The organism is Paenibacillus mesophilus (assembly GCF_005938385.1).
In the GTDB taxonomy this organism is placed as follows: Bacteria; Bacillota; Bacilli; order Paenibacillales; family NBRC-103111; genus Paenibacillus_AB; species Paenibacillus_AB mesophilus.
Genome location: NZ_VCRA01000004.1, coordinates 278,042 through 298,208 on the forward strand (window position 1 = coordinate 278,042; position 20,167 = coordinate 298,208).

General features: G+C 38.6%; 19 protein-coding genes and 1 pseudogene. 5 read left to right on the forward strand and 15 right to left on the reverse strand.

Annotated elements, in window-relative coordinates:
• Positions 1 to 278 precede the first annotated feature (278 nt).
• Together alr and FE783_RS08900 are read right to left on the reverse strand one after the other, a co-directional pair.
• Positions 279 to 1,439, reverse strand: coding sequence for an alanine racemase (gene alr, locus FE783_RS08895; protein WP_138879202.1), 1,161 nt, complete (start codon positions 1,437 to 1,439; stop codon positions 279 to 281).
• A gap of 319 nt (positions 1,440 to 1,758) precedes the next feature.
• On the reverse strand, positions 1,759 to 2,862 hold the full coding sequence (locus tag FE783_RS08900) for an outer membrane lipoprotein-sorting protein (RefSeq protein ID WP_138878990.1): 1,104 nt from the start codon (positions 2,860 to 2,862) through the stop codon (positions 1,759 to 1,761).
• A gap of 151 nt (positions 2,863 to 3,013) precedes the next feature.
• On the opposite strand from FE783_RS08900, the gene FE783_RS08905 reads away from it, so the two are divergent.
• The 5 genes from FE783_RS08905 (at position 3,014) to FE783_RS08925 (ending at position 7,742) form a co-directional block, all read left to right on the forward strand.
• Positions 3,014 to 4,519, forward strand: a complete 1,506-nt coding sequence (locus FE783_RS08905) for a sugar transferase (protein WP_138878991.1) — start codon at positions 3,014 to 3,016, stop codon at positions 4,517 to 4,519.
• Between the two features lie 263 nt (positions 4,520 to 4,782).
• The gene (locus FE783_RS08910) at positions 4,783 to 5,535 is read left to right on the forward strand and encodes a GNAT family N-acetyltransferase (protein WP_138878992.1); all 753 of its coding nucleotides are present in this window, start codon (positions 4,783 to 4,785) and stop codon (positions 5,533 to 5,535) included.
• Positions 5,525 to 5,746: an acyl carrier protein gene (locus FE783_RS08915; protein WP_138878993.1), complete on the forward strand. Its 222-nt coding sequence runs from the start codon at positions 5,525 to 5,527 to the stop codon at positions 5,744 to 5,746. The genes FE783_RS08910 and FE783_RS08915 overlap by 11 nt, the downstream gene beginning before the upstream one ends.
• An 8-nt stretch (positions 5,747 to 5,754) precedes the next feature.
• The gene (locus FE783_RS08920; RefSeq protein WP_138878994.1) at positions 5,755 to 7,020 is read left to right on the forward strand and encodes an AMP-binding protein; all 1,266 of its coding nucleotides are present in this window, start codon (positions 5,755 to 5,757) and stop codon (positions 7,018 to 7,020) included.
• Positions 7,017 to 7,742: an SDR family NAD(P)-dependent oxidoreductase gene (locus tag FE783_RS08925; RefSeq protein ID WP_138878995.1), complete on the forward strand. Its 726-nt coding sequence runs from the start codon at positions 7,017 to 7,019 to the stop codon at positions 7,740 to 7,742. Before FE783_RS08920 ends, FE783_RS08925 begins: the two co-directional genes overlap by 4 nt.
• 500 nt (positions 7,743 to 8,242) lie before the next feature.
• Here the strand turns inward: FE783_RS08925 and FE783_RS08930 are convergent, their stop codons facing one another.
• From FE783_RS08930 to FE783_RS08990, 13 genes and pseudogenes are all read right to left on the reverse strand, one after another.
• A complete protein-coding gene (locus FE783_RS08930) occupies positions 8,243 to 9,172 on the reverse strand; it encodes a glycosyltransferase family 2 protein (protein ID WP_138878996.1) in 930 nt (309 codons plus the stop codon).
• Positions 9,173 to 9,390: 218 nt separating this feature from the next.
• Positions 9,391 to 10,338 (reverse strand): glycosyltransferase family 2 protein, encoded by a 948-nt coding sequence (locus FE783_RS08935; RefSeq protein WP_138878997.1) that lies wholly within the window; start codon positions 10,336 to 10,338, stop codon positions 9,391 to 9,393.
• A complete protein-coding gene (rfbD, locus tag FE783_RS08940) occupies positions 10,325 to 11,188 on the reverse strand; it encodes a dTDP-4-dehydrorhamnose reductase (RefSeq protein ID WP_138879203.1) in 864 nt (287 codons plus the stop codon). Before rfbD ends, FE783_RS08935 begins: the two co-directional genes overlap by 14 nt.
• 1 nt (position 11,189) lies before the next feature.
• A complete protein-coding gene (gene rfbB, locus FE783_RS08945; RefSeq protein WP_138878998.1) occupies positions 11,190 to 12,206 on the reverse strand; it encodes a dTDP-glucose 4,6-dehydratase in 1,017 nt (338 codons plus the stop codon).
• 122 nt (positions 12,207 to 12,328) lie between these two features.
• On the reverse strand, positions 12,329 to 14,641 hold the full coding sequence (locus tag FE783_RS08950; RefSeq protein ID WP_138878999.1) for a YfhO family protein: 2,313 nt from the start codon (positions 14,639 to 14,641) through the stop codon (positions 12,329 to 12,331).
• A 23-nt stretch (positions 14,642 to 14,664) separates the two neighbouring features.
• A complete protein-coding gene (rfbC, locus tag FE783_RS08955; RefSeq protein WP_138879000.1) occupies positions 14,665 to 15,210 on the reverse strand; it encodes a dTDP-4-dehydrorhamnose 3,5-epimerase in 546 nt (181 codons plus the stop codon).
• 14 nt (positions 15,211 to 15,224) lie between these two features.
• On the reverse strand, positions 15,225 to 15,968 hold the full coding sequence (locus FE783_RS08960) for a sugar phosphate nucleotidyltransferase (protein ID WP_138879001.1): 744 nt from the start codon (positions 15,966 to 15,968) through the stop codon (positions 15,225 to 15,227).
• A 35-nt stretch (positions 15,969 to 16,003) separates the two neighbouring features.
• Complete coding sequence (rffA, locus tag FE783_RS08965; RefSeq protein WP_138879002.1) at positions 16,004 to 17,140, reverse strand: dTDP-4-amino-4,6-dideoxygalactose transaminase; 1,137 nt, start codon at positions 17,138 to 17,140, stop codon at positions 16,004 to 16,006.
• Positions 17,141 to 17,183: 43 nt separating this feature from the next.
• Entirely contained in the window at positions 17,184 to 17,549 is a 366-nt protein-coding gene (locus tag FE783_RS08970; RefSeq protein WP_138879003.1) for an EamA family transporter, read from the reverse strand.
• Between the two features lie 23 nt (positions 17,550 to 17,572).
• On the reverse strand, positions 17,573 to 18,226 hold the full coding sequence (locus FE783_RS08975) for an acyl-CoA reductase (protein ID WP_158301686.1): 654 nt from the start codon (positions 18,224 to 18,226) through the stop codon (positions 17,573 to 17,575).
• A 10-nt stretch (positions 18,227 to 18,236) separates the two neighbouring features.
• A pseudogene (locus tag FE783_RS38935) lies at positions 18,237 to 18,613 on the reverse strand (helix-turn-helix domain-containing protein); the annotation flags it as partial.
• 48 nt (positions 18,614 to 18,661) lie between these two features.
• Positions 18,662 to 18,946, reverse strand: a complete 285-nt coding sequence (locus FE783_RS38230) for a hypothetical protein (protein WP_238402952.1) — start codon at positions 18,944 to 18,946, stop codon at positions 18,662 to 18,664.
• Between the two features lie 266 nt (positions 18,947 to 19,212).
• Complete coding sequence (locus tag FE783_RS08990; protein ID WP_138879005.1) at positions 19,213 to 20,151, reverse strand: glycosyltransferase family 2 protein; 939 nt, start codon at positions 20,149 to 20,151, stop codon at positions 19,213 to 19,215.
• Positions 20,152 to 20,167 lie beyond the last annotated feature (16 nt).

Here is a 20,167-nt window from a genome sequence, read left to right on the forward strand (position 1 = left end):
CAAAATAATGTCCGCCGAGGGCGCCCGCAGCTAACTCTCTTTCCCACTGGCGGCAGCCCTGTTGCTATGCGCTTTCAGCCGCAGTGGAGGCGATGTCATGCTTAAGTAACGCTCCTCCTTAAGGTCCGTCTATACATATTCGCTAAGCAGCCGACAAATCCTTCGCTTTATGAAGAAAAAGCCGCTGGAAAATGTTTCACCTGCACCGCCCGCGAAAACCTACTTAAATAGTGTCGAAGCTTCGCCCTTCCACTACGCCCGCCATCGAGATCCGATCTTCACCGTACCAAAGGATTAACAACAGACACTCGCTCGCCATTGCTAATGTACACTCTAGGTACGCGATGAGACACCATGCACGTAATCTCGTAATTGACGGTCCCGAGCAAGCCTGCCAGCTCCTCTGCCGAAACGACTTCCTTCCCTTGCCGTCCCATCAGCACCACTTCCTCTTCCTTAGTCGGATTCGGAATGCCGCTTACGTTCGCCATGCATTGATCCATACAGATCCGGCCGACAATCGGAACTCTGCGCCCGCGCACGAGAGCATGAACCTTTTGCGACAGTATACGGCTATAGCCGTCCGCGTAACCGATCGGAAGCGTCGCGATCGTCTCTTCCCCTTCGGTCCGGTAAATGACGCCGTAGCTGACGCCAGAGTCCGCAGGGAGCGTCTTGATATGAGACATCTTCGTTTTGATGCTCATGACCGGCTCCAGCGCTACCCGCTCCCGATTCACTTCCTCGGACGGATACAATCCATACATCCCGATCCCCAACCTAACCATGTTGTAAGAAAGCTCGGGACACTCGATGCCTGCCGCACTATTTCCAGTATGGACATATCGAAACTGAACCCCAATGTTCCGAAAATGACCGATTATTCGTTCAAACTTGCCATGCTGCTCCAGCGTATACGATTTATCCGCCTCATCGGCACTTGCAAAATGCGTATATACCCCTTCCACATTTAGCGAAGGATGCTTAACAGCCCGCTCCAGAAAAGCAATAGCTTCTTCGTCCGCCTGCAACCCGATTCGTCCCATGCCCGTATCGATTTTGACATGCACGCGCAGCTTGCCTTCTCCTATCAAGTCCAAAGCCGGCCACAGTTCATCGCTAAACACCGTTAAAGTAATATCATGCTCCACAGCCGGAGCAATCCCTTCCGGCGGCGTATAACCCAATACGAGGATCGGTGCAGTCACTCCTGACCGCCTCAGCTCCAACCCTTCATCCAAAAATGCGACTCCGATATAACCGACGCCACAAGCCAGCGCTTCCTGCGCTACCTTAACCGCGCCATGCCCGTATGCGTCCGCTTTTACGACGGCCATCAAATTCATATCCGCCGGGAGCGCCTGCCGGAATGCCTGTATATTATGCCGCAGTGCATCCAGCGAAACTTCCACCCACGTCGGCCGATAAAACGTCTCCAAGCTGTTCACCTTCTTCATTTTCCGGGGCTATCCCTTACTTGGAAAGCCCAACCTGAAACCCTTCATATATGGTAATGCCATACCGGTGCACTGTCAATGAACAATGCCTTACAAAACCGCCTTCCGAAGCGGACAAATAAAGGAAAATACCCGGCTAAACCCACAAAAAACTTTGTTTTTCGCTGGGGAACCGGGTATGTTCTTAAATAAGTTTTAATAACCTTATATTTCAACACGTAAAGCTTCTGCTCATTCCTACGATAAATTCTTTTGACTAATTTCTTTAATTAACTCTACGAATAGTTATCCGACTTACAATTTACTTGCCCACTTGCCCTTGTACCGATTGCGCAACCCGGATCATTTCCGTAGGCGGAAGATCCCCGGTCGACAACCGGTACTCGATACCGTCATAGGTCCATGTCAGCATCCTCATACCCTTCTCTTCGCCGGTGACGACTCCAAGCGTATATCCAAGGTCAACAATATCGCCGGGGAGCGAAGTTACCGTCTTGGCCTGCGGCATCGTCTCTAGGAGCGTGTAATTGAACGCGCCGGAATAGCGGAACAAAATCCCTTTGTCGTCACCCAGCTTCACTTCTTTCATATCTTGCTTTTTCACGCCCTTAGGCAAGTAATTCGGCTCCACGATCCCGAAGCTTTGTTTAGCGGCCGCGGCCTTGTCCGATGCTGTTGTTTGTTGCAACGACGTACCGGCTGCACCCGACTTCGTGGCACCTTGCTTCGCCGCGTCATCGACCTTCGCCGTAGTAGGCATCGATTGGAGATTCCAGCTTGTCATATTCCGCTGCATGTCAAAAGAATCTTTATCGAACTTCTTGCCGAATTCAAACTGCGAGAAATTCACCGATACCATCACATTGTTGTTCTCATCGGACACTTGAACTTGCTTAGGCGCATAGTCCTTTTTGTTCAACCAAATTTTTTGACGGGCCAGTAGCCCATTCTGGTAATTCGCCGCTACATCAAACACGTACATATCCTTCTCTTGAGCAAACTGCCGCTCGTTATCCATCACAATGCTCTGCACCAACGACTGATACAAGTACACTTGCCCCGAATTTTCCGGCCAATCGCTCTGAAAGCGGAACATTTTATTCAAATGCGGCGTCAGTACAAAAACGCCCTCATCGTTGCGCAGCACAATCTGCGTAATATCCTTTGCCTCATTCGTCAGCGCGATCCGATAATAATGCGGATTCTTGTACCAAACCTCCACATTATATTCCTGCGCCTGCTGACCGGTCTGCAAAGTCATCTTCCCCGCACCTTGATAGCTGTCGAGCTTTCCGATCACATGATCCAAATCTTTGACAACCTGCTCCGCATTCTTCGTCCCACAACCGGCTGCAACTAATGCAACGCACATCACGATGGCCAGCATCCATGTGATCCGACGCATTTCATCCACCCCTCACACGAAATAATGATTACTTGTACATCTCTATGTGGGGGGGTGGACAAATATGCGGACAACATTTGACCGGACTAAAACGCCGATAGTATGCTATAATTGTTAGGAAATATCAAAGATTGTCAAGGAGCGTTTGTCCATGAGTCTCGAGATTCAAATGAACAAAAATTTGAAACCCGGGCACCTGCTAATCGCCGAGGATATCGTCAGCTATAAGAAGAAGACGCTTCGCATTGAGATGGTGCTGAATATTGGCTTGATTGGAATCGAGTATTTCCTTTATTTACTCAGCTTTTTTCTATTATTCCACTACAAAGTAGCAGCCGATTACGGCGCGATTGATTGGACCAATTTCTCAAACAGCATTCGGCAAATCCCCGTTATCGGCGAGTACGTCCTTTTGTTAGGTGTTATCTTTACGGTCTACACCGGTTGGCTTTACCAGCGGGGAATGTTCAAATGGAACCGCGACATTAAGGTTTTTGATGATACCATAATAGCAGGAAAGGCCGTTGCCTTTTCCTTTCTGGTCACGCTAGGGCTTATCTTCTTTCTGAAGACGAGTATCATTTATTCTCGTGTACTTATTCTGGTCTTGGCTATTCTAATGGTCCTGAGCTTCCTGCTGTCCCGCTTTTTGCGACTAGGTGCTCTCCTGCTCTTGAAGAGAACCGCCCACTACGACAAAAATGTATTGATCATCGGTGCAGGGCGAGTCGGAGAACAAATCCGTGACAATCTAAATGCAAACAAGTCAAGCAGAAGCCGTTTTATCGGATTCCTTGACGATTTTAAGAAGGGCCATCAAATTCTTGGATCCATACCGCAAATCGAACAGCTCGTACAAAAACATAAAATTCACGAAATATATATAACCATTCCATCAGAACGTGGCGTGATCAATCAACTGATTACAAGCGTAAGAAAATACGATGTTCAGATCAAAATTATCCCGGAATTGTTTGAACTCGTTACATCAAGCGTTTCTTTCGATCATGCATTTGATTATCCGTGCATCGAGATTGTCCGGACTCCGCTACGCGGACTAAATTGGTTTATGAAACGCAATGCCGACTTTATACTTTCGGCGATTGGTATCATATTGATTTCTCCGATCCTTTTGATTACAGCTATTGCTATTAAAATAGACTCTAAAGGTCCACTTTTGATCAAACAAAAGCGGATCGGCAAAAACGGTGCCCCGTTCCACATGTTGAAGTTTAGATCCATGGTCGCTAATGCAGAAGCTCTAAAGGCATCCCTGGCAAGTCAAAACGAAGCTGTCGGTCCGATATTCAAAATGAAAAACGACCCGCGCATTACCCGCGTAGGCCGTTTTATACGGAAGTACTCGCTTGACGAGCTCCCGCAGTTGTTTAATGTGCTGGTGGGACAAATGAGTCTTATCGGGCCGCGTCCGCCGTTACCAAACGAAGTTGAACAGTACACGGATTATCAATGGCGTAGATTCGATGTTCGGCCAGGGATTACCGGGCTTTGGCAGGTTAGCGGAAGAAGTGATTTGCCTTTTGAAGAGTGGGTGAAGCTGGATATTTACTACATTGAGCGGTGGAGCTTAGCTCTGGAGTTTAAGATACTGCTTAAGACGATTCCGGTTGTGTTGAAGGGGGAAGGAGCTTACTGAGCATATGATTATTAATCCTCCGGTTCCTTGATTCAACGAGAAGCAATAGAATAGTATCAATTTCGAATAAGGAGTTAGTTTTAAAAAAATATGCCTAATCCATCATTGTCAGGTTATTATAGCCGACAAATAAATTGATCCTATCTTGACAACAAGGGATATTACAGTCAGAATTACTCCGTAATAAAATGAATGGGCCAATATTGATAATGTTAAATTTTTATAAAAAAATATTCATATAACTTAATAATGGAGTTTAAAAAATGGAATTAATTGATGCTTTCTGGGAGAAAAAAAATATCAATAAATCAACACTGGAAATAAATTTTAAACATGGAGACAACTTTGATGATTTATTCCGTGTACTAGATAGCCATAAATATGATTATATTGTCGCTAAAGTACCAATTGTTGAGCCTAGCTTGCTTAAAAATCTGCAGGATATCGGATTTAGATTCTGCGAAACTCAATTGTCACTTTTCAAAAACCTTAAAAAAAATCTTAATATTGATAATACCATTCTAAAAATGGGTGAGAAACTTCAACTGACCTATGTAAGTAGCAAGAATGAATTACAAGATATTATTGATAATTTGCGCGATGACATGTTTTCAACAGATAGAATTGCTCTAGATCATAATTTTGGAATAGAAATATCAAACCGCAGGTATAAAAATTGGATATATGATGAGTTTCATAACAATAATACAGAAATTATTCGAATTAACAAAAAAGATGCAGCTCTTGGATTTTTTATGGCGAAGCTAAAGGGTGATGAGACGGTTCAAGTCCTTTTAGGAGGGGTGTATTCTCAGTACCAAGGTATGGGATTGGGATATAGTATTGTGTTGAAACCCATTGAAAGATATTTATCCATGGGAAAAACGATTATAAGAACAAAAGTTTCCTCGAATAATTTAGAAGTTCTAAAGCTGTATATTTCGATGGGTTATCAAATTGAAAATATGGAATATATATTAGTTCGGCATAAGGAGGAGTATAATCATGGAGAATAATATCAAAGAAATTATTGCTAGCATTTTGGAAAATAAAGGTGCAGAGAAAAATGTGAATATATCTGGGGAAACAAGCCTAAGGAGAGACCTGGAATTTGACTCGTTAGACTTAGCCGTTCTTACCGTAAAAATTGAAGATGAATATGATGTAGATATTTTTGAAGATGGGATAATCGATACAGTTGCAGAAATAATTGCAAAAATAAAGTAGGAGGAGCTATGGATAATCTTTTTTGGGTGGACCTATCTAGAAATAAATTTAAAACATTTCGTGAATTTACTGACGATTTGAAAAACAGTACAATTTTGAGAAAATACGTCTACCTTAACGACCCATATGAAATACTGCTGAACATAGTGTTGGCCGCTTTTCACGGAAAAGAAATCGAACTTCTCGATTGGGATTACTCAGAAAATGACCTGCTCAGTATGGGGATTTCATTAGATAATGTTACAAATGAAGTTATCGATTTACAAATGACCAACAACATTGATAACATTAATGAGTTACTAAATACTATAGAAAATAATGCGGTTAACTTTGGTCTTGCGCTATATACTTCAGGAACAACAGGCAAACCAAAGAAAGTACATCATAGTTTTAATAACTTAACCAGAGGGGTTAAAAAAGGAATCCGTTTTGAGAATGATGTATGGGCGTTTGCTTACAATCCAACTCATATAGCAGGACTTCAAGTTTTTTTTCAAGCATTTTTCAATCAAAATACAATGATATACATTTTTGATAATAGTAATGAAGGCAGGAGTGCTGTACAAGACTCATTAATGAATTATCAAGTTACAAAAATATCTGCCACCCCTACATTTTATCGAAATATATTGACATACCTGAACAAGGAAATACCTAGTGTAAATACAATAACTAGCGGGGGAGAAAGATATGATCCATCGTTGGACCAATATCTTCTTAAATATTTCCCGAACGCAAGAATAAAAAATATATATGCATCCACTGAGGCAGGAAGCCTTCTGACCTCTAACGGCGATTTCTTTATTATAGCTGAAACGCTTAAAGAAAAAATTAAAATCTCTTCTGATAATGAATTGTTAATTCATAGAAGTCTATTAGGGGATTCCAATGATATTACTTTATCTTCGGACTGGTACAACTCTGGCGATAGAGTAGAATTGGTTGAGCATAATAAATTTAAATTTGTGTCTAGAAACTCTGACTTTGTAAATATTGGTGGGTACAGGGTTAATCCTCTAGAAATAGAAGAACTCCTATTAAAATTAGATTGTATAAGTGATATTCTTGTTTATGGTAGAAATAACAAGATAACAGGGAACGTCTTAGCGGCTGATATCGTAAAGTCAAACAACAATATTGATGATAAGGACATACAAAAAAAAGTAAGAGAATATTTAGAAGATAAAGTTCAGTATTGGAAAATCCCTAGGTTATTCAGATTTGTTGAATTCATTGACCAAACTAGAACTGGCAAGAAGGTGCGTAAAAAATGAAATGGATAATCGTAACTGGTGATACTGGAGGTTTAGGCGGGGCAATAGTCAACAATATTCTGTTAGACCCTGGCTATGGCGTGATCGGGATCAGCAGAAAAGAGAATGTAGCAACGGAATGCTTTAATGATTTATATGAGAACCGATACATTCATATTAATTATGATCTTTGCCATGTTGATACAATAAAAGATTTATATAAAGAAGAGATAAAAAAAATTGGTCCAGTATACGGATTGGTCAATAATTCTGCTTATGCATACGATGATATCGTTACTAATGCAAATGCTGAAAATCTTGACTTGATGTTCAAAATAAATGTCCTCTCTCCAATTATGCTTACAAAATATGCAATAAGGGACATGTTATTGAATAAAATTGAAGGTTCTGTCGTTCATATTACTTCTGTTTGTGCCCATACGGGATACAAAGGTTTGAGCATGTATGCCGCTACAAAAGGTGCACTTGAGTCTTTTTCCAAGACAGTTGCTAGAGAGTGGGGCGAGATAGGAATAAGATCGAATTGTGTAGCACCTGGTTTTATGGAAACAGGAATGAGCGAGACATTATCAGATGAACAAAAGAATAGAATATATAAGAGGACTTCGTTAAAAAAAGAAACAGCGCTTGAAAGTGTAGCTGAAACGGTATCATTTTTACTTTCAAATAAGTCCAAATCAATTACTGGCTCAGTAATTCATGTAGATAATGGGACAATCTAATGGATTGATATAATACTTCCGATATTTCAGCAGACTTCTATTGATACTTGAGAAAAGCTAATGCATCCTTCGATATTTATTGAACATGGAATAAAGCAAGGTCTACAAGCATTATTTTCCCTTTGTCAAGACATGTTACACACTGAGGAATAAGTTATGTCCTTCTTCTCATGTATCTTGAGACGTGATCTTTAATATTCCGGTATAACGTATAAAACAAATCGAGCTTTACTTCATTGAGAAATTGATGAAAGTGAGCTCATTAAGATTTATCTCTCAGGCGAACTGCAAAATCCTACTGTAAGTTTCCTCACACGATATTCCATGAAGAAATCTTGTTATTGGGCATTCAGCCAAGAAAACCATTAACGAGTACGGTATGATTAGGTAAATTCCCCATGCTATCACCTAAAGTGGGGTAACGGTCTGACCACATCTTCCCAACTTTAGGAGTTTTAATTTAAAACGTACAGACCGTCGAATTTTTTTCGGCGGTCTGTTTATTGTCCTGGGCTAATTCCTCTGGAATGATCATTACGTGTACGCCTTAAAGAACTCAATCGTTCGGCAGCTTTCCACAATAGATCTTTAAATACAGTCAAACCAAACTTCCCGCAAATCCCTGCATACATAAGAACGGTCACCCAAAATGGATACTTTTCACGATAATGTTTATCATAGAATAGCTTCATGGCACGATGGAACTCGTAGGTAATTCGGTACGGTCTTCCCCGACTGCTACCTCTTTTGAAGTGCGTAATTTTTGTTTTTGGATAATAGTAGTTGATCCATCCAGCTTTCTGAATACGAAAGCACCAATCCGTATCTTCAAAGTACATAAAGAAACGTTCATCCAACTTGCCAACCTGTTCGATTACTTCCCGTCTAACCATCATGAAAGCTCCAACCAAACAATCGATCGGGTAAGCTTCGTCCTCATTCAAATATTCCATATGATACGAATTGAATCGAGGGCTTTTCGAAAACAACTTAGATAATCCTAATACATAATAAAACGTAGTGAGCGGAGTCGGAAAACCTCGACGGCAAGCCTTGTCCAGTGTTCCGTCAGGAAGTACGACTTTGCAGCCCGATGCTCCGACTTCCGGGTGATCGTCCATGAAGCGAAGCATGGCTTCGAGTGTATCGGGCTCGACAACGGTATCGGAATTAAGGAGTAATATAAACCTTCCTTTTGCAATATCGATTCCTTGGTTGTTGGCTTTGGAGAAACCGACATTTTCGGCGTTTAGAATTAAATTTACCCGAGGGTATAATTCAAAAGCCGATTGGACCGAACCGTCAACGGAACAATTATCGATAAGAATTATTTCGTATTTGTATGTTGTTTTGCTCTGGTATAAGGACTGCAAACAGGTTAAAGTAAGTTCTTTGGTATTATAATTTACTATTACGATAGATAAGTCCATTTTGTACTCCTTCAAAGGCTTATTTAAAAAAGAATCTACCTTAAATAATATCAAGGCAGATTCTTTACTACTAGTTTGAAGCAGCTGCACAGTTTTGGCAATTACAATTTCTGCACCGTGAATAAAGAACTCCTTTGTTTGCCTTCCCTATAACAAATCGATATCTTTCCTGCAAAACCGTTTGTAAAATTTCCTCAATAAAAAGGTATTTGGAAGCTTCACTGGAAAAAACTATATATTTGTTGAAGTTTCTTTTTTCTTTGGACCTGTATCCATTTTCGTTTTCGAAGAAGCTTATTGTAATCTTTAAATAATTGCACCCAAGCTCTCAATAGAAAAGGTTCTTTAAATAGGACATAAATAATGCTTGCCACTTCAAATAGAAGCAAATGCGGAAAGTGTTTTAGCAGCCAAACCCATTGATCGTTTTTAATCATCATACGGTACCGGTTGATATAGGAATGTTGTTTGATGAAAACAGGCTGTTTATCTCGACTGCCTTCTTTCCAGCTTCGCTCATGAAATGCAATAGCACTAGGCACATAGTAAGAATTCCAGCCCAGCAACTGTGCCCTCCACGCCACGTCAACATCTTCTTTGTATGCAAAAAAGTCGGAGTCAAAAAATTCTCCGTCCATACTAACGGACTGAACCATGGACCTGGCGTAAAGAGCTGCTGCCCCCGAGACTCCAAATACTTCGGAGACTTCGTCCCATTTTGTGGTGTTCTGTCGAGCCCCAAGATCAAAGGCCCTTCTGGCTTTATTGATAAGTAGACCTGCACTGTCAATCATGGTTGCATCTGATCTTCTTAATAACTTCCCAGTGACGCTTCCTACCCTTGCATTCTTATCCATAAAAGCAACAAGATTGTACACATAATAGGGATGGAGTGTCACATCCGGGTTTAATACGAGATAGAAGTCGCTGGCCGAAAGATGAATACATTGATTATGCGCGGCGGCAAAGCCGAGATTATTTTTATTGGCTACAAGTTGAACTTTGTCCTCATATGCACGAAGCTTCTCCAAAGTATCATCTGTCGAGGCATTATCAACAACAAGAATACGATCGATTGGATAAGCTTGGTGCAACACTGCATCAAGACAGTCCACTATATATTCAGCACTGTTAAACGTGACAATATGAACACTAACAGTTCTCATTTAAGATTTCCTCTTTATTCTTGTCCAAGAACTCTTTTAATGCTTCTCGCCAATCGCGCAGGTCTTCGAACTGATTCACACGAATGGACATATGATCCATGACCGAATATTTCGGCCGTGGCGCCGGACGTGGAAAGTCTTCAGTCTTACAAGGCTTAACGTTTATACCGATGTCTGCCTCTTCAAAAATCGCTTTGGCGAATTCATACCACGAACATACCCCGGAATTGGACGCATGGTAAATACCGTATCTCTCGGTCTGCACAAGCTGCTCAAGGAACCGGGCCAGATCTACCGTATAAGTCGGCGAGCCAACTTGATCACTTACAACCTTCAATGTGTCTCGATCTTGAGCCAGCTTAAGCATCGTTTTCACAAAATTAGCTCCATACAAACCATAGACCCATGAAGTTCTCACAATATAATATCGGGAAGAAAGCGATTGAACCAACTGCTCTCCTGCTCGCTTAGACTTACCGTATACACTATGCGGATTCGGATGATCGTACTCCCTGTACGGCCTGGAGCCTGTACCGTCAAATACGTAATCCGTGCTGATATAGCATAGCTTAGCACCGATTTTTTCAGCAGCGATCGCGAGATTCCTTGTGCCGAAGGCATTAATCTTGTAGGCCAGATCCTCTTCAGTTTCAGCCATATCTACAGCTGTATAAGCAGCGCTATGGATAATCGCATCTGGTCTAAGATCAGAAATAACCCGATTACACTGATCTTCACTTGTAATATCCAGTTGATCTCTTCCCAGACCGTGAACCTCCTGCTCCCTTGTCAGAATTTTAACAAGGTCTTGTCCTAATTGACCATTGGCTCCTGTCACCAATATTCTCATATCAGATACCCAGGCGGGAGCCGTATTGCTGCGCAAAATATTGTTGATACTCACCGGACTGGATTCGTTTCCACCAGGATTGATTGTCCAGGTACCAACGAATCGTTTCATGAATCCCTGTCTCAAAATGATGAACAGGCTTCCATCCGAGTTCCGTACTAATCTTTGCAGCATCAATTCCATAGCGACGGTCATGCCCGGGTCGATCCTTCACATACTGAATAAGAGACTCTGGTTTCCCAAGTTCGCGGAGAATCGTTTGTACAATGTGAATATTCGTTCTTTCATTGTTACCGCCAATATTGTAAACTTCGCCGTTGACGCCCTTATGCAAAACAAGATCGATGGCACTGCAGTGATCTTCAACATACAACCAATCGCGAATATTCAGTCCATCTCCATATACCGGGAGCGGCTTATCAGCCAGTGCGTTAGCAATAATAAGGGGAATAAGTTTCTCAGGGAACTGATAAGGACCATAGTTATTCGAGCAGCGCGTAATGTTAACTGGCAGTCCGAACGTTTCGTGGTAAGCACGAACGAGTAGATCAGATCCTGCTTTACTCGCAGAATACGGACTATTCGGCGCAAGCGGAGTCTCCTCCGTGAAAAGCCCTGTCTCCCCTAAAGTTCCATAAACTTCATCCGTGGAAACATGAACAAACTTTTGAACCCCATATTTCTTCGCAGCCTCCAAAAGCACTTGCGTACCAAGAACATTCGTCTTCACAAAAACATCTGGCTCCAGAATACTCCTATCCACATGCGATTCCGCCGCGAAATGGATAACCGCATCAATCCCTTTCTCAAAAAGACCGTTCACCAACGCTTGATTAGCGATATCCCCTTTAACAAAGGTATATTTGCTGTTATTTTCTACGGCTGTAAGGTTCTCCAAATTGCCGGCATACGTTAATGCATCCAAATTCATGAGCTCATAACTCGGGTAACGGTTAAGCATATAATGAACAAAATTGCTGCCGATAAACCCGGCTCCGCCAGTGACTAGTAGTTTCATATGCATATGACTCCTATTTTTTAAAGTTTATGTTCTCATCTTAGAGCAAAACCTTATTTCTATTTATTATATTCACTGACAGGTTAAATCTTCTAATAAAGCCGGTTTTGTATACTTTAATTTTAATACTGCTGATTTAATTTTGAATGTCTCAAAGAATATACTTTCCTTACAAACAATATCAGTGCACATAAAATTGATACAACCATTCCTGCAAATAGACCTGGTGGTGTATAGTGTAGCTTAATTTTGTGATTTCCAGGACTCAACAACAAGCCACTAAAACCTAAATTAATATTTTGCACATCCGCTGGATGATTATCTATCCAAGCTTTCCAACCTCTATCAAAAGGAATGGACAGAAATAGCATCCCATATTTATCCATATCTACTTCTCCATACACATCATTTCTGTCTATATACGATAATGTAAATGATGTTGATTTTAGGTTATCCACACTTGTTTTGATATCAGTATCTAACTCAGTATTTATTATCGGTACCTGCTCTGCAAGTCCCGATTGAACAACAGCAGCATTTAATAATATTGTTTCTTTCTTCTCAGTGCTAACTTTAGTGAATTCACTGTCAATAATTCTTTTATTATAAATAAATCCTAGTGGAAGGGGATTCAGATTCTTAAATATATAAATATCATTTTCCTTTTTTATCATTTGAAAACCTGGTATTTCAGTATTCTCTCGGGAAAGCAAATACCGCACTCCCAGAAATGTAAGAGCTCTCTCTCTACCATTAAAACCATATATGAAATTATAGTTTGGTTTAGCGCCCATGATCTGACTAAAAGAAAAATAATTTGGGTTATTACTAGATAAATAAGTTTTTACTCCCTTGTAGCCTTGAATTAATGCATCATCCAAAAATACTGATTGATAATTTTTATCCACACGATAAAAATCATTATCTATATCTGAAATAGCTTTGATCGCTTCAGGTGTACCATCAAAATAAGTACTACTAAGTTCATCTGAACTTAAGGGAGCTCTAGATTGAAGTGTCAGTGTTGAGGTAACTCCCACTTCCCATATCACAATAACAGTAACTAAAGTTACAAATATATTTTTCTTTAAACGATTTTGCAATACTATTAATAATGCTATTCCAATTAATATGAATAATACTAGAATATTAGAGTAAATCATCTGCGAATTTTCAGAAGTGAATAAATTAAACTTCTTTTCTGTAACAATATACGTTAAACTTAAGAACCATAAAATAATGACAGTCCCCAAGCTTGCCAAAGATACTTTTCGACTTAGTTGATTCTCAAGATACCAATGCGACCATACTTTTGCAGTTCCCATCAGTATTGGTATAATTAAATACCAACTCCACCGATAAGTACCCTGACTAAACCCATTAAAAATAGGGATTGTGAAATTCAAAAATATTATCCCAAAAAAACAAACAATAAACGATGCAATAGTAACACTATTACGTAGCGATTTTATCAATAGATGTGGTAGACAAATAAGAGCTAACAAACTGCTTGTCCATAGAGGTCCACTAAAAGGACTAACAGGGATAAGCTTTGGATCTAAAATCCAGGTATTCATCCCACGTAATAGCATCGCGGCATACTCATAAACTGTGGCAAGCTTTAAACTAGGTAAAATTGAGCCTGATACTCTTGGATTATCCAACAAAACAAGCACACTAGGAATAAACGAAACAGCGGCTAAACAAACTCCACAAAAGCCCCACGCTGCTGTTATCATAATATGACGAATCGCTATGACAAATGTTTTTGACGTTAAGGCGTCTAGACAAACATATATAATCATAAAGATTGCAGTCATCCAAGTATAATACGCCGAAATTGCTGCTAGTAGGGCTGTAAAGAATACAAGAACACTTGGTTTTTTTATTCTGCGATATCGCTCATATCCATATATTATACCAGTCGTTAATAAAAATACAGTTAGCTGTACATCTAAGCAACTCCATAATATTGCATATCCATTAAAAGTAAAAATTAATGCAATTAATGCTGCAACTTTATTCGAGTAACCTCGTCCTAAGATACAAAAATAGAATAATATTCCTGAAAGACACAATTTTATTATTGCTACAATCAAAAATCCAACAGGTATATTCTCGCTTGAAAATAATAAAAGAATTAGATTAAAGGGATCAAATAAATGTGGTTGTATTGAAAATATATTCGTTCCTAATCCTAACTCCCAAATCCACCCGCCTTTGTCATAAGATCGTAGCCATTCTAATGAAATATCTTTTAAAGGCCAAAATTCCCATAGAGAATCAACACCCAAACCTTTATACACAAATAACCATTCACCAGTAAGAAAAGGAAAAAAACAAACAATGATTAAGAATATAGCACTCAGTAAGATCCAAAATTGATAATTTATATTCTTTCTAAAAATATTTAAAAAAAGTTGTTTGTAATCCATTAAAATCTCCTTTACTCCAAGCTTTAGAAATTGATTTCCGCATCTTTAAGTAAAGGGTACTTTTGATCCTTTTCCGATAATAGCGGACTTATTGTTGGCCACTGTATACCAATTGCAGGGTCATTCCACAAAATCCCTCTGTCATGTTCTGGTGAGTAATGCTCGTCTACCTTATATAGAACCTCAGTGTTTGGCTCTAGCGTACAGAATCCATGCGCAAACCCAGCAGGAACTAGAAGTTGCATTTTATTTGCACTGCTTAATGTAACACCATACCATTGTCCAAATGTAGCTGAAGCTTTCCGAATATCAACTACAACATCAAAGATGGAACCGGCAATAACCCTTATCAACTTCGTCTGTGCTTTTGGAATTAATTGATAATGAAGCCCTCTAAGTACTCCCTTTGTTACAGAGAGGGAATGATTATCCTGCACAAAATCGAAATTTACCCCTAGGCGTTGAAATTTTAATTTATTGTAGCTTTCCATAAAAAAACCACGTTGATCCTCATTGATCTTTGATTTAATAATGAAAACTCCATCAAGAGTCGTTTGATTGATTTCCACTAATGAATCTCCTCTCAGAGTTTAAGCTTACCGAACTCTTCGCCGAAAACAAGGTCCTTTGCTAATTCATTTGCTTTTACAAGAGAAGCGTGAGTTCCTGCATCTGTCCACCAACCCTTTAATACATCAAAAGTAAGCAGTTCCTTCTCGATGTAGGCATTATTCACATCAGTAACTTCTAATTCTCCGCGGCTTGAGGGTTTTAATGTCTTGATAATATCAAATACTTGACTATCATACATATAAATACCCGTAACTGCATAATTGCTTCTTGGCTCTCTTGGTTTCTCTTCAATTGATACTATTTTATTTCCAACCAGTTCTGGTACACCATATCTTTGAGGATCATGAACCTCTTGAATTAATATTTTAGCACCTTGACCTTGCTCTCTAAAATTCTGAACATAGGAAAAAATATTATCGCTAAAAACATTATCTCCAAGGATAACAACCATTTTATCATTACCTACAAAATGCTCTGCTAAACCAAGTGCTTCGGCAATTCCACCTGCTTCATCTTGAACTTTAAAGGTAAATGTGACACCCATTTCTTTACCACTGCCGAGTAGATTAACAACATCCCCCATATGATCTTTTCCGGTTACTATTAGGATATCTTGAATATCGGCTTGTTTAAGCTTGCATACAGAATGAAAAATCATTGGGTATTTTCCGACAGGAAGAAGATGCTTATTTGTTACTTTAGTTAAAGGATACAAACGTGAACCAGTTCCACCTGCTAGTATTATTCCTTTCATTGTTACACCTCAATTTGGGTTAAGTTTTTGCGAAATCATTGGACTTTCCTAAAAAAATTATTGATATATTCAATAACTTTCGTAAGGTTATCTTCACTTAAATTATAGAACATCGGTAACCTTACTAGTCTTTCACTTTCTTGAGTTGTAAAAAGATCAGGTCCATGAAATCTCCCATACTTCAAGCCAGCTTCTGAATTATGAAGAGGAATATAATGAAACACACTTAGAACGCCCTTTTGTTTCAAATATTCTATCAGTTTAGTCCTCTCTTCTAAGTCTTTTACTTTAATAAAAAACATATGTGCATTATGCTCACAGTTTTGCGGTATATAAGGTAAATCAATAAAACCTTCTTCTTGCAAAGGTTTCAGACCTTCAAAGTAATGATACCAACTTTTCAACCTATTACTGTTGATTTCATTAGCTATCTCGAGTTGTGCATATAAAAATGCTGCATTTATTTCGCTAGGTAAATAAGATGATCCTAGGTCGACCCAGGTATATTTATCTACTTGACCTCTAAAAAACCTCGAACGATTGGTTCCCTTTTCTCTAATAATTTCTGCGCGTTCAATGAATCTTTCATCGTTAACTAGCAGAGCTCCTCCCTCACCACAGTTATAGTTTTTAGTTTCATGAAAACTATAACATCCCATATGGCCAAGGGTACCTAAATATTTTTGATTATAAGTGCTATTTACACCTTGTGCTGCATCTTCAATTACAAGCAAATCATATCGATATGCAATTTTTGATATTTCTTCCATTTCGCATGAAACTCCTGCATAATGGACAGGAACTATCGCCTTAGTTTTTTTTGTAATTGCACCCTCTATTAACTTTTCATTTATATTCATTGTATCAGGTCGAATATCAACAAATACAATTTTCGCTCCTCTTAAAACAAAAGCGTTAGCCGTAGAAACAAAGGTAAATGAAGGCATAATAACCTCATCACCTTCTTCAATCCCAGCTAAAATAGCGGCCATTTCGAGAGCATGGGTACAAGATGTAGTTAATAAAGCTTTTTGCGTTAGAAAGTTATCTTCAAACCATTTATGGCAACGCCTAGTGAAATCACCATCGCCTGATAGTTTTTGATTCCTAAAAGCTTCTAATATATATTTCTCTTCGTTTCCAGTTAAAGCTGGAATATTAAAAGGGATCATTCTATATATCTCCTTGGCAAAAAATATCTATCACAAGATTTAATCAGGCAGATCTACTCGATATAATAATTCCAACAACAATTATCCCCAACCCTAATATTTTATACAATGTAACAGGTTCTTTAAAAAGAAGCACAGATAGAACAAAGACAGACACAAAAGATAAACTCATAAATGGATATGCAAAACTAATATCAAATTTGGTCATAGCTGCCATCCAAAAAATTGATGCAACGAAAGCTGCTATAAAGCCGGATAAAACAAATGGATCAAGTAGAAGCTTTAGTAAAAATGTAATTTTGTCTACCAGATCAATCGGAAGGCTACCATATTTGTTAACCCTCCATTTTAAAATCAACTGTCCATATACAGTGAATAATATCGTTCCTGCGATATACAGGTACCCCAATGGAATTCTCCACTCTTAATTTATTATTTTAATACATATACCTCTTTAGTAAAATACGTCATCAAATCATAACCATCCCAGACACTATTAAAAGTTAATGCTTGTCCAATAGGTACAATTCTATCAATACCCAATCCTGCTAATTCCCAAGCAAATTCTTTTAATTTTTCTTGGCTAAATCCAAATACCGACATTGTTTGGTCTTTAGATTGAACTATAGAGATCAATTCATTCAGGCTCTTAACCTCAGTTTCTATAAATAAGCCTCCACCACAATGCTGGTCTCTCATTAATTGTCCATCTATTGCTTCTAAATTCATATGAACTCTGTAAGGTTGGGTCGTACCTCGTGTAGATAATTTATCGACAAATCCCTGAATCGCATACCCAAAAGCAGTAATCATACGGGAAATACTAACGCTAGACTCAGATTTATACTGCTTCTCCCTTAATAAGGATTCTACACTATTCCAGAATCTTAGCTTTGCATTTTCTATCTCATGCTTATTTCCTACCCATACAATTAACCTTGGAGATGAACATGCCATTTGATTAAACCAAAACGCGTCATTATAAAAATGAATAGCAAGTTTCTTTAATCCATCATCGGATTTTTCATTTAGAGTCCTTGCATTAATAGAAGATAACGAAAATTTATCAGCGAATACAATCTCCACAGCATTTGGGGTCTTGCCCTCGTTTCGCGGAGGTTTCATCGGTACTGATTTTCGTGACGTAAGACAAATCCTGGACAGCAATTGCGTTATCCATGTAATGATGCAATATCCGCCAAAGACGCTTGTCGGTTTCCTTCACGATGCGGCTGACCGCATTCATCGGCATATCCTTGGCCATTGTGATAATCCATGCATCGAACAACATGGTGAATCCTGCACGCGGTTCGACTGCCCAAGGCACGTTTACCCTTAGAATGCTGTGTTACATGTACCGCAAATCGTTCGCGGATGCTCTGCATGAAAGTAAATCGGGTACTCTGCAAAATTCAAATGGCGCCAGACTTGATCATAATCCGCAATATCCTTTACAGGTTGGGCCTCTGTGCTATATTTGAGCCTGAAATGAGATTCGATATTTTTTTCACACCTTCTTTCTCACATATAAAGTGAAACATATTTACCCACAAAAAAGCCTCCTACTTTATCTTTTAGATAAAAAATATAGAAATCAGTATTGACAATCAGATCGTCAATCCAATTTTCATATCTTTGTTGAGCAAGTTGTCTATTTATCCTGGGATCTTCATGAAATCTTCCATGCTCAAATGACTGGGATGCTATATTCTTTATCTCTGGGATGTCGCTTTCTTTTGCTTTATGAAATTCTAGTGACAATCTTCCTTTAGGAATTCTGCTAATATCATTATGCTTGATGTACATAGAAAACTAGAAAACTCAGTAATATTAAATCCATTATCCAATGCTATGCCTTTTAAATATTGGTCATTAGAGTCATGACGAAAATAAGTTAATTTTATATTGTTTTCATAATTTTTCCTATCAATCATTTTAAAAATATCGGATAATTTATCTATATATCTAATATCGAGAACCTCTGATGTAGGGTATCCAAATACTCGACTATCCCAAGGTGTTAACCTCCAATTAAATGTATTATCATTATCTATATTAAACACTCCCTCTTCTTAAATGTAGTCTTGGTCGTAAGATGATTCCTTAATAACATATTGTTTAAAACTAGATACTTCCCCGATGATTCTAGCCAGATATTCTCCAACAATCCCAAAAGACATTAAAGTTAATCCAGAAAAAATACTTATAAGAGCAATTGTAGACGCCCATCCCGTTATACTAATTGTCCCGAATATTTTACCTAATACAACATAAATTGCTACCATTAAACCAATTATAGCAAAAAAGAAACCATTGAGCGTTATAAACCGCAAGGGTATCGTTGAATAATTAATTAGTAAATCAAATGCTAGTTTAACACTTTTAGAAATTGAATATCCTGAATTCCCAAATTTCCTTTCATCATGTCTTACTTCAACATTAATAATATTTAATGTATTACTAAGTATTAGTGCATCAATCATAGGATTTGGTGTTTTAGATTGAATGATATTCTGAACTATAGATCTATGAAGAATTCGGAAACTAGACATTTTTAATGATTTTGGTTTCTTAAATATTTTTTCGAAACTTTTTCCAATTAGAAAACTACCAAAGTTTTTATAAGCTGCATGTTTTTTCTCTAAGGGTTTTCCAATAACTACATCATATCCTTCTTGAACTTTTGCAAGTAATCTTGGAATTTCTTCTGGCGGATTCTGAAGATCATCATCCATGGTGACAATGTAGTTTCCTTCTGCATGATTAAATCCACACATGATCGCGTTATGCTGGCCGAAATTTTTCATTAAACTAATGATTTTTACCCTTGGATCTTGTTGATTTAGTGATTTCATTACACTAAGGCTATTGTCTTTGCTATTATCGTTGATTAAGATTATTTCATATGACAAGCTTAAACTTTCTAAAACAATTTTTATTCTTTGATGTAATTCAAATAAGCTCTCTGCCCCATTGTAAACCGGAACAACAATAGAGATATTAATATCCACTTTTCAATCTCCTAAT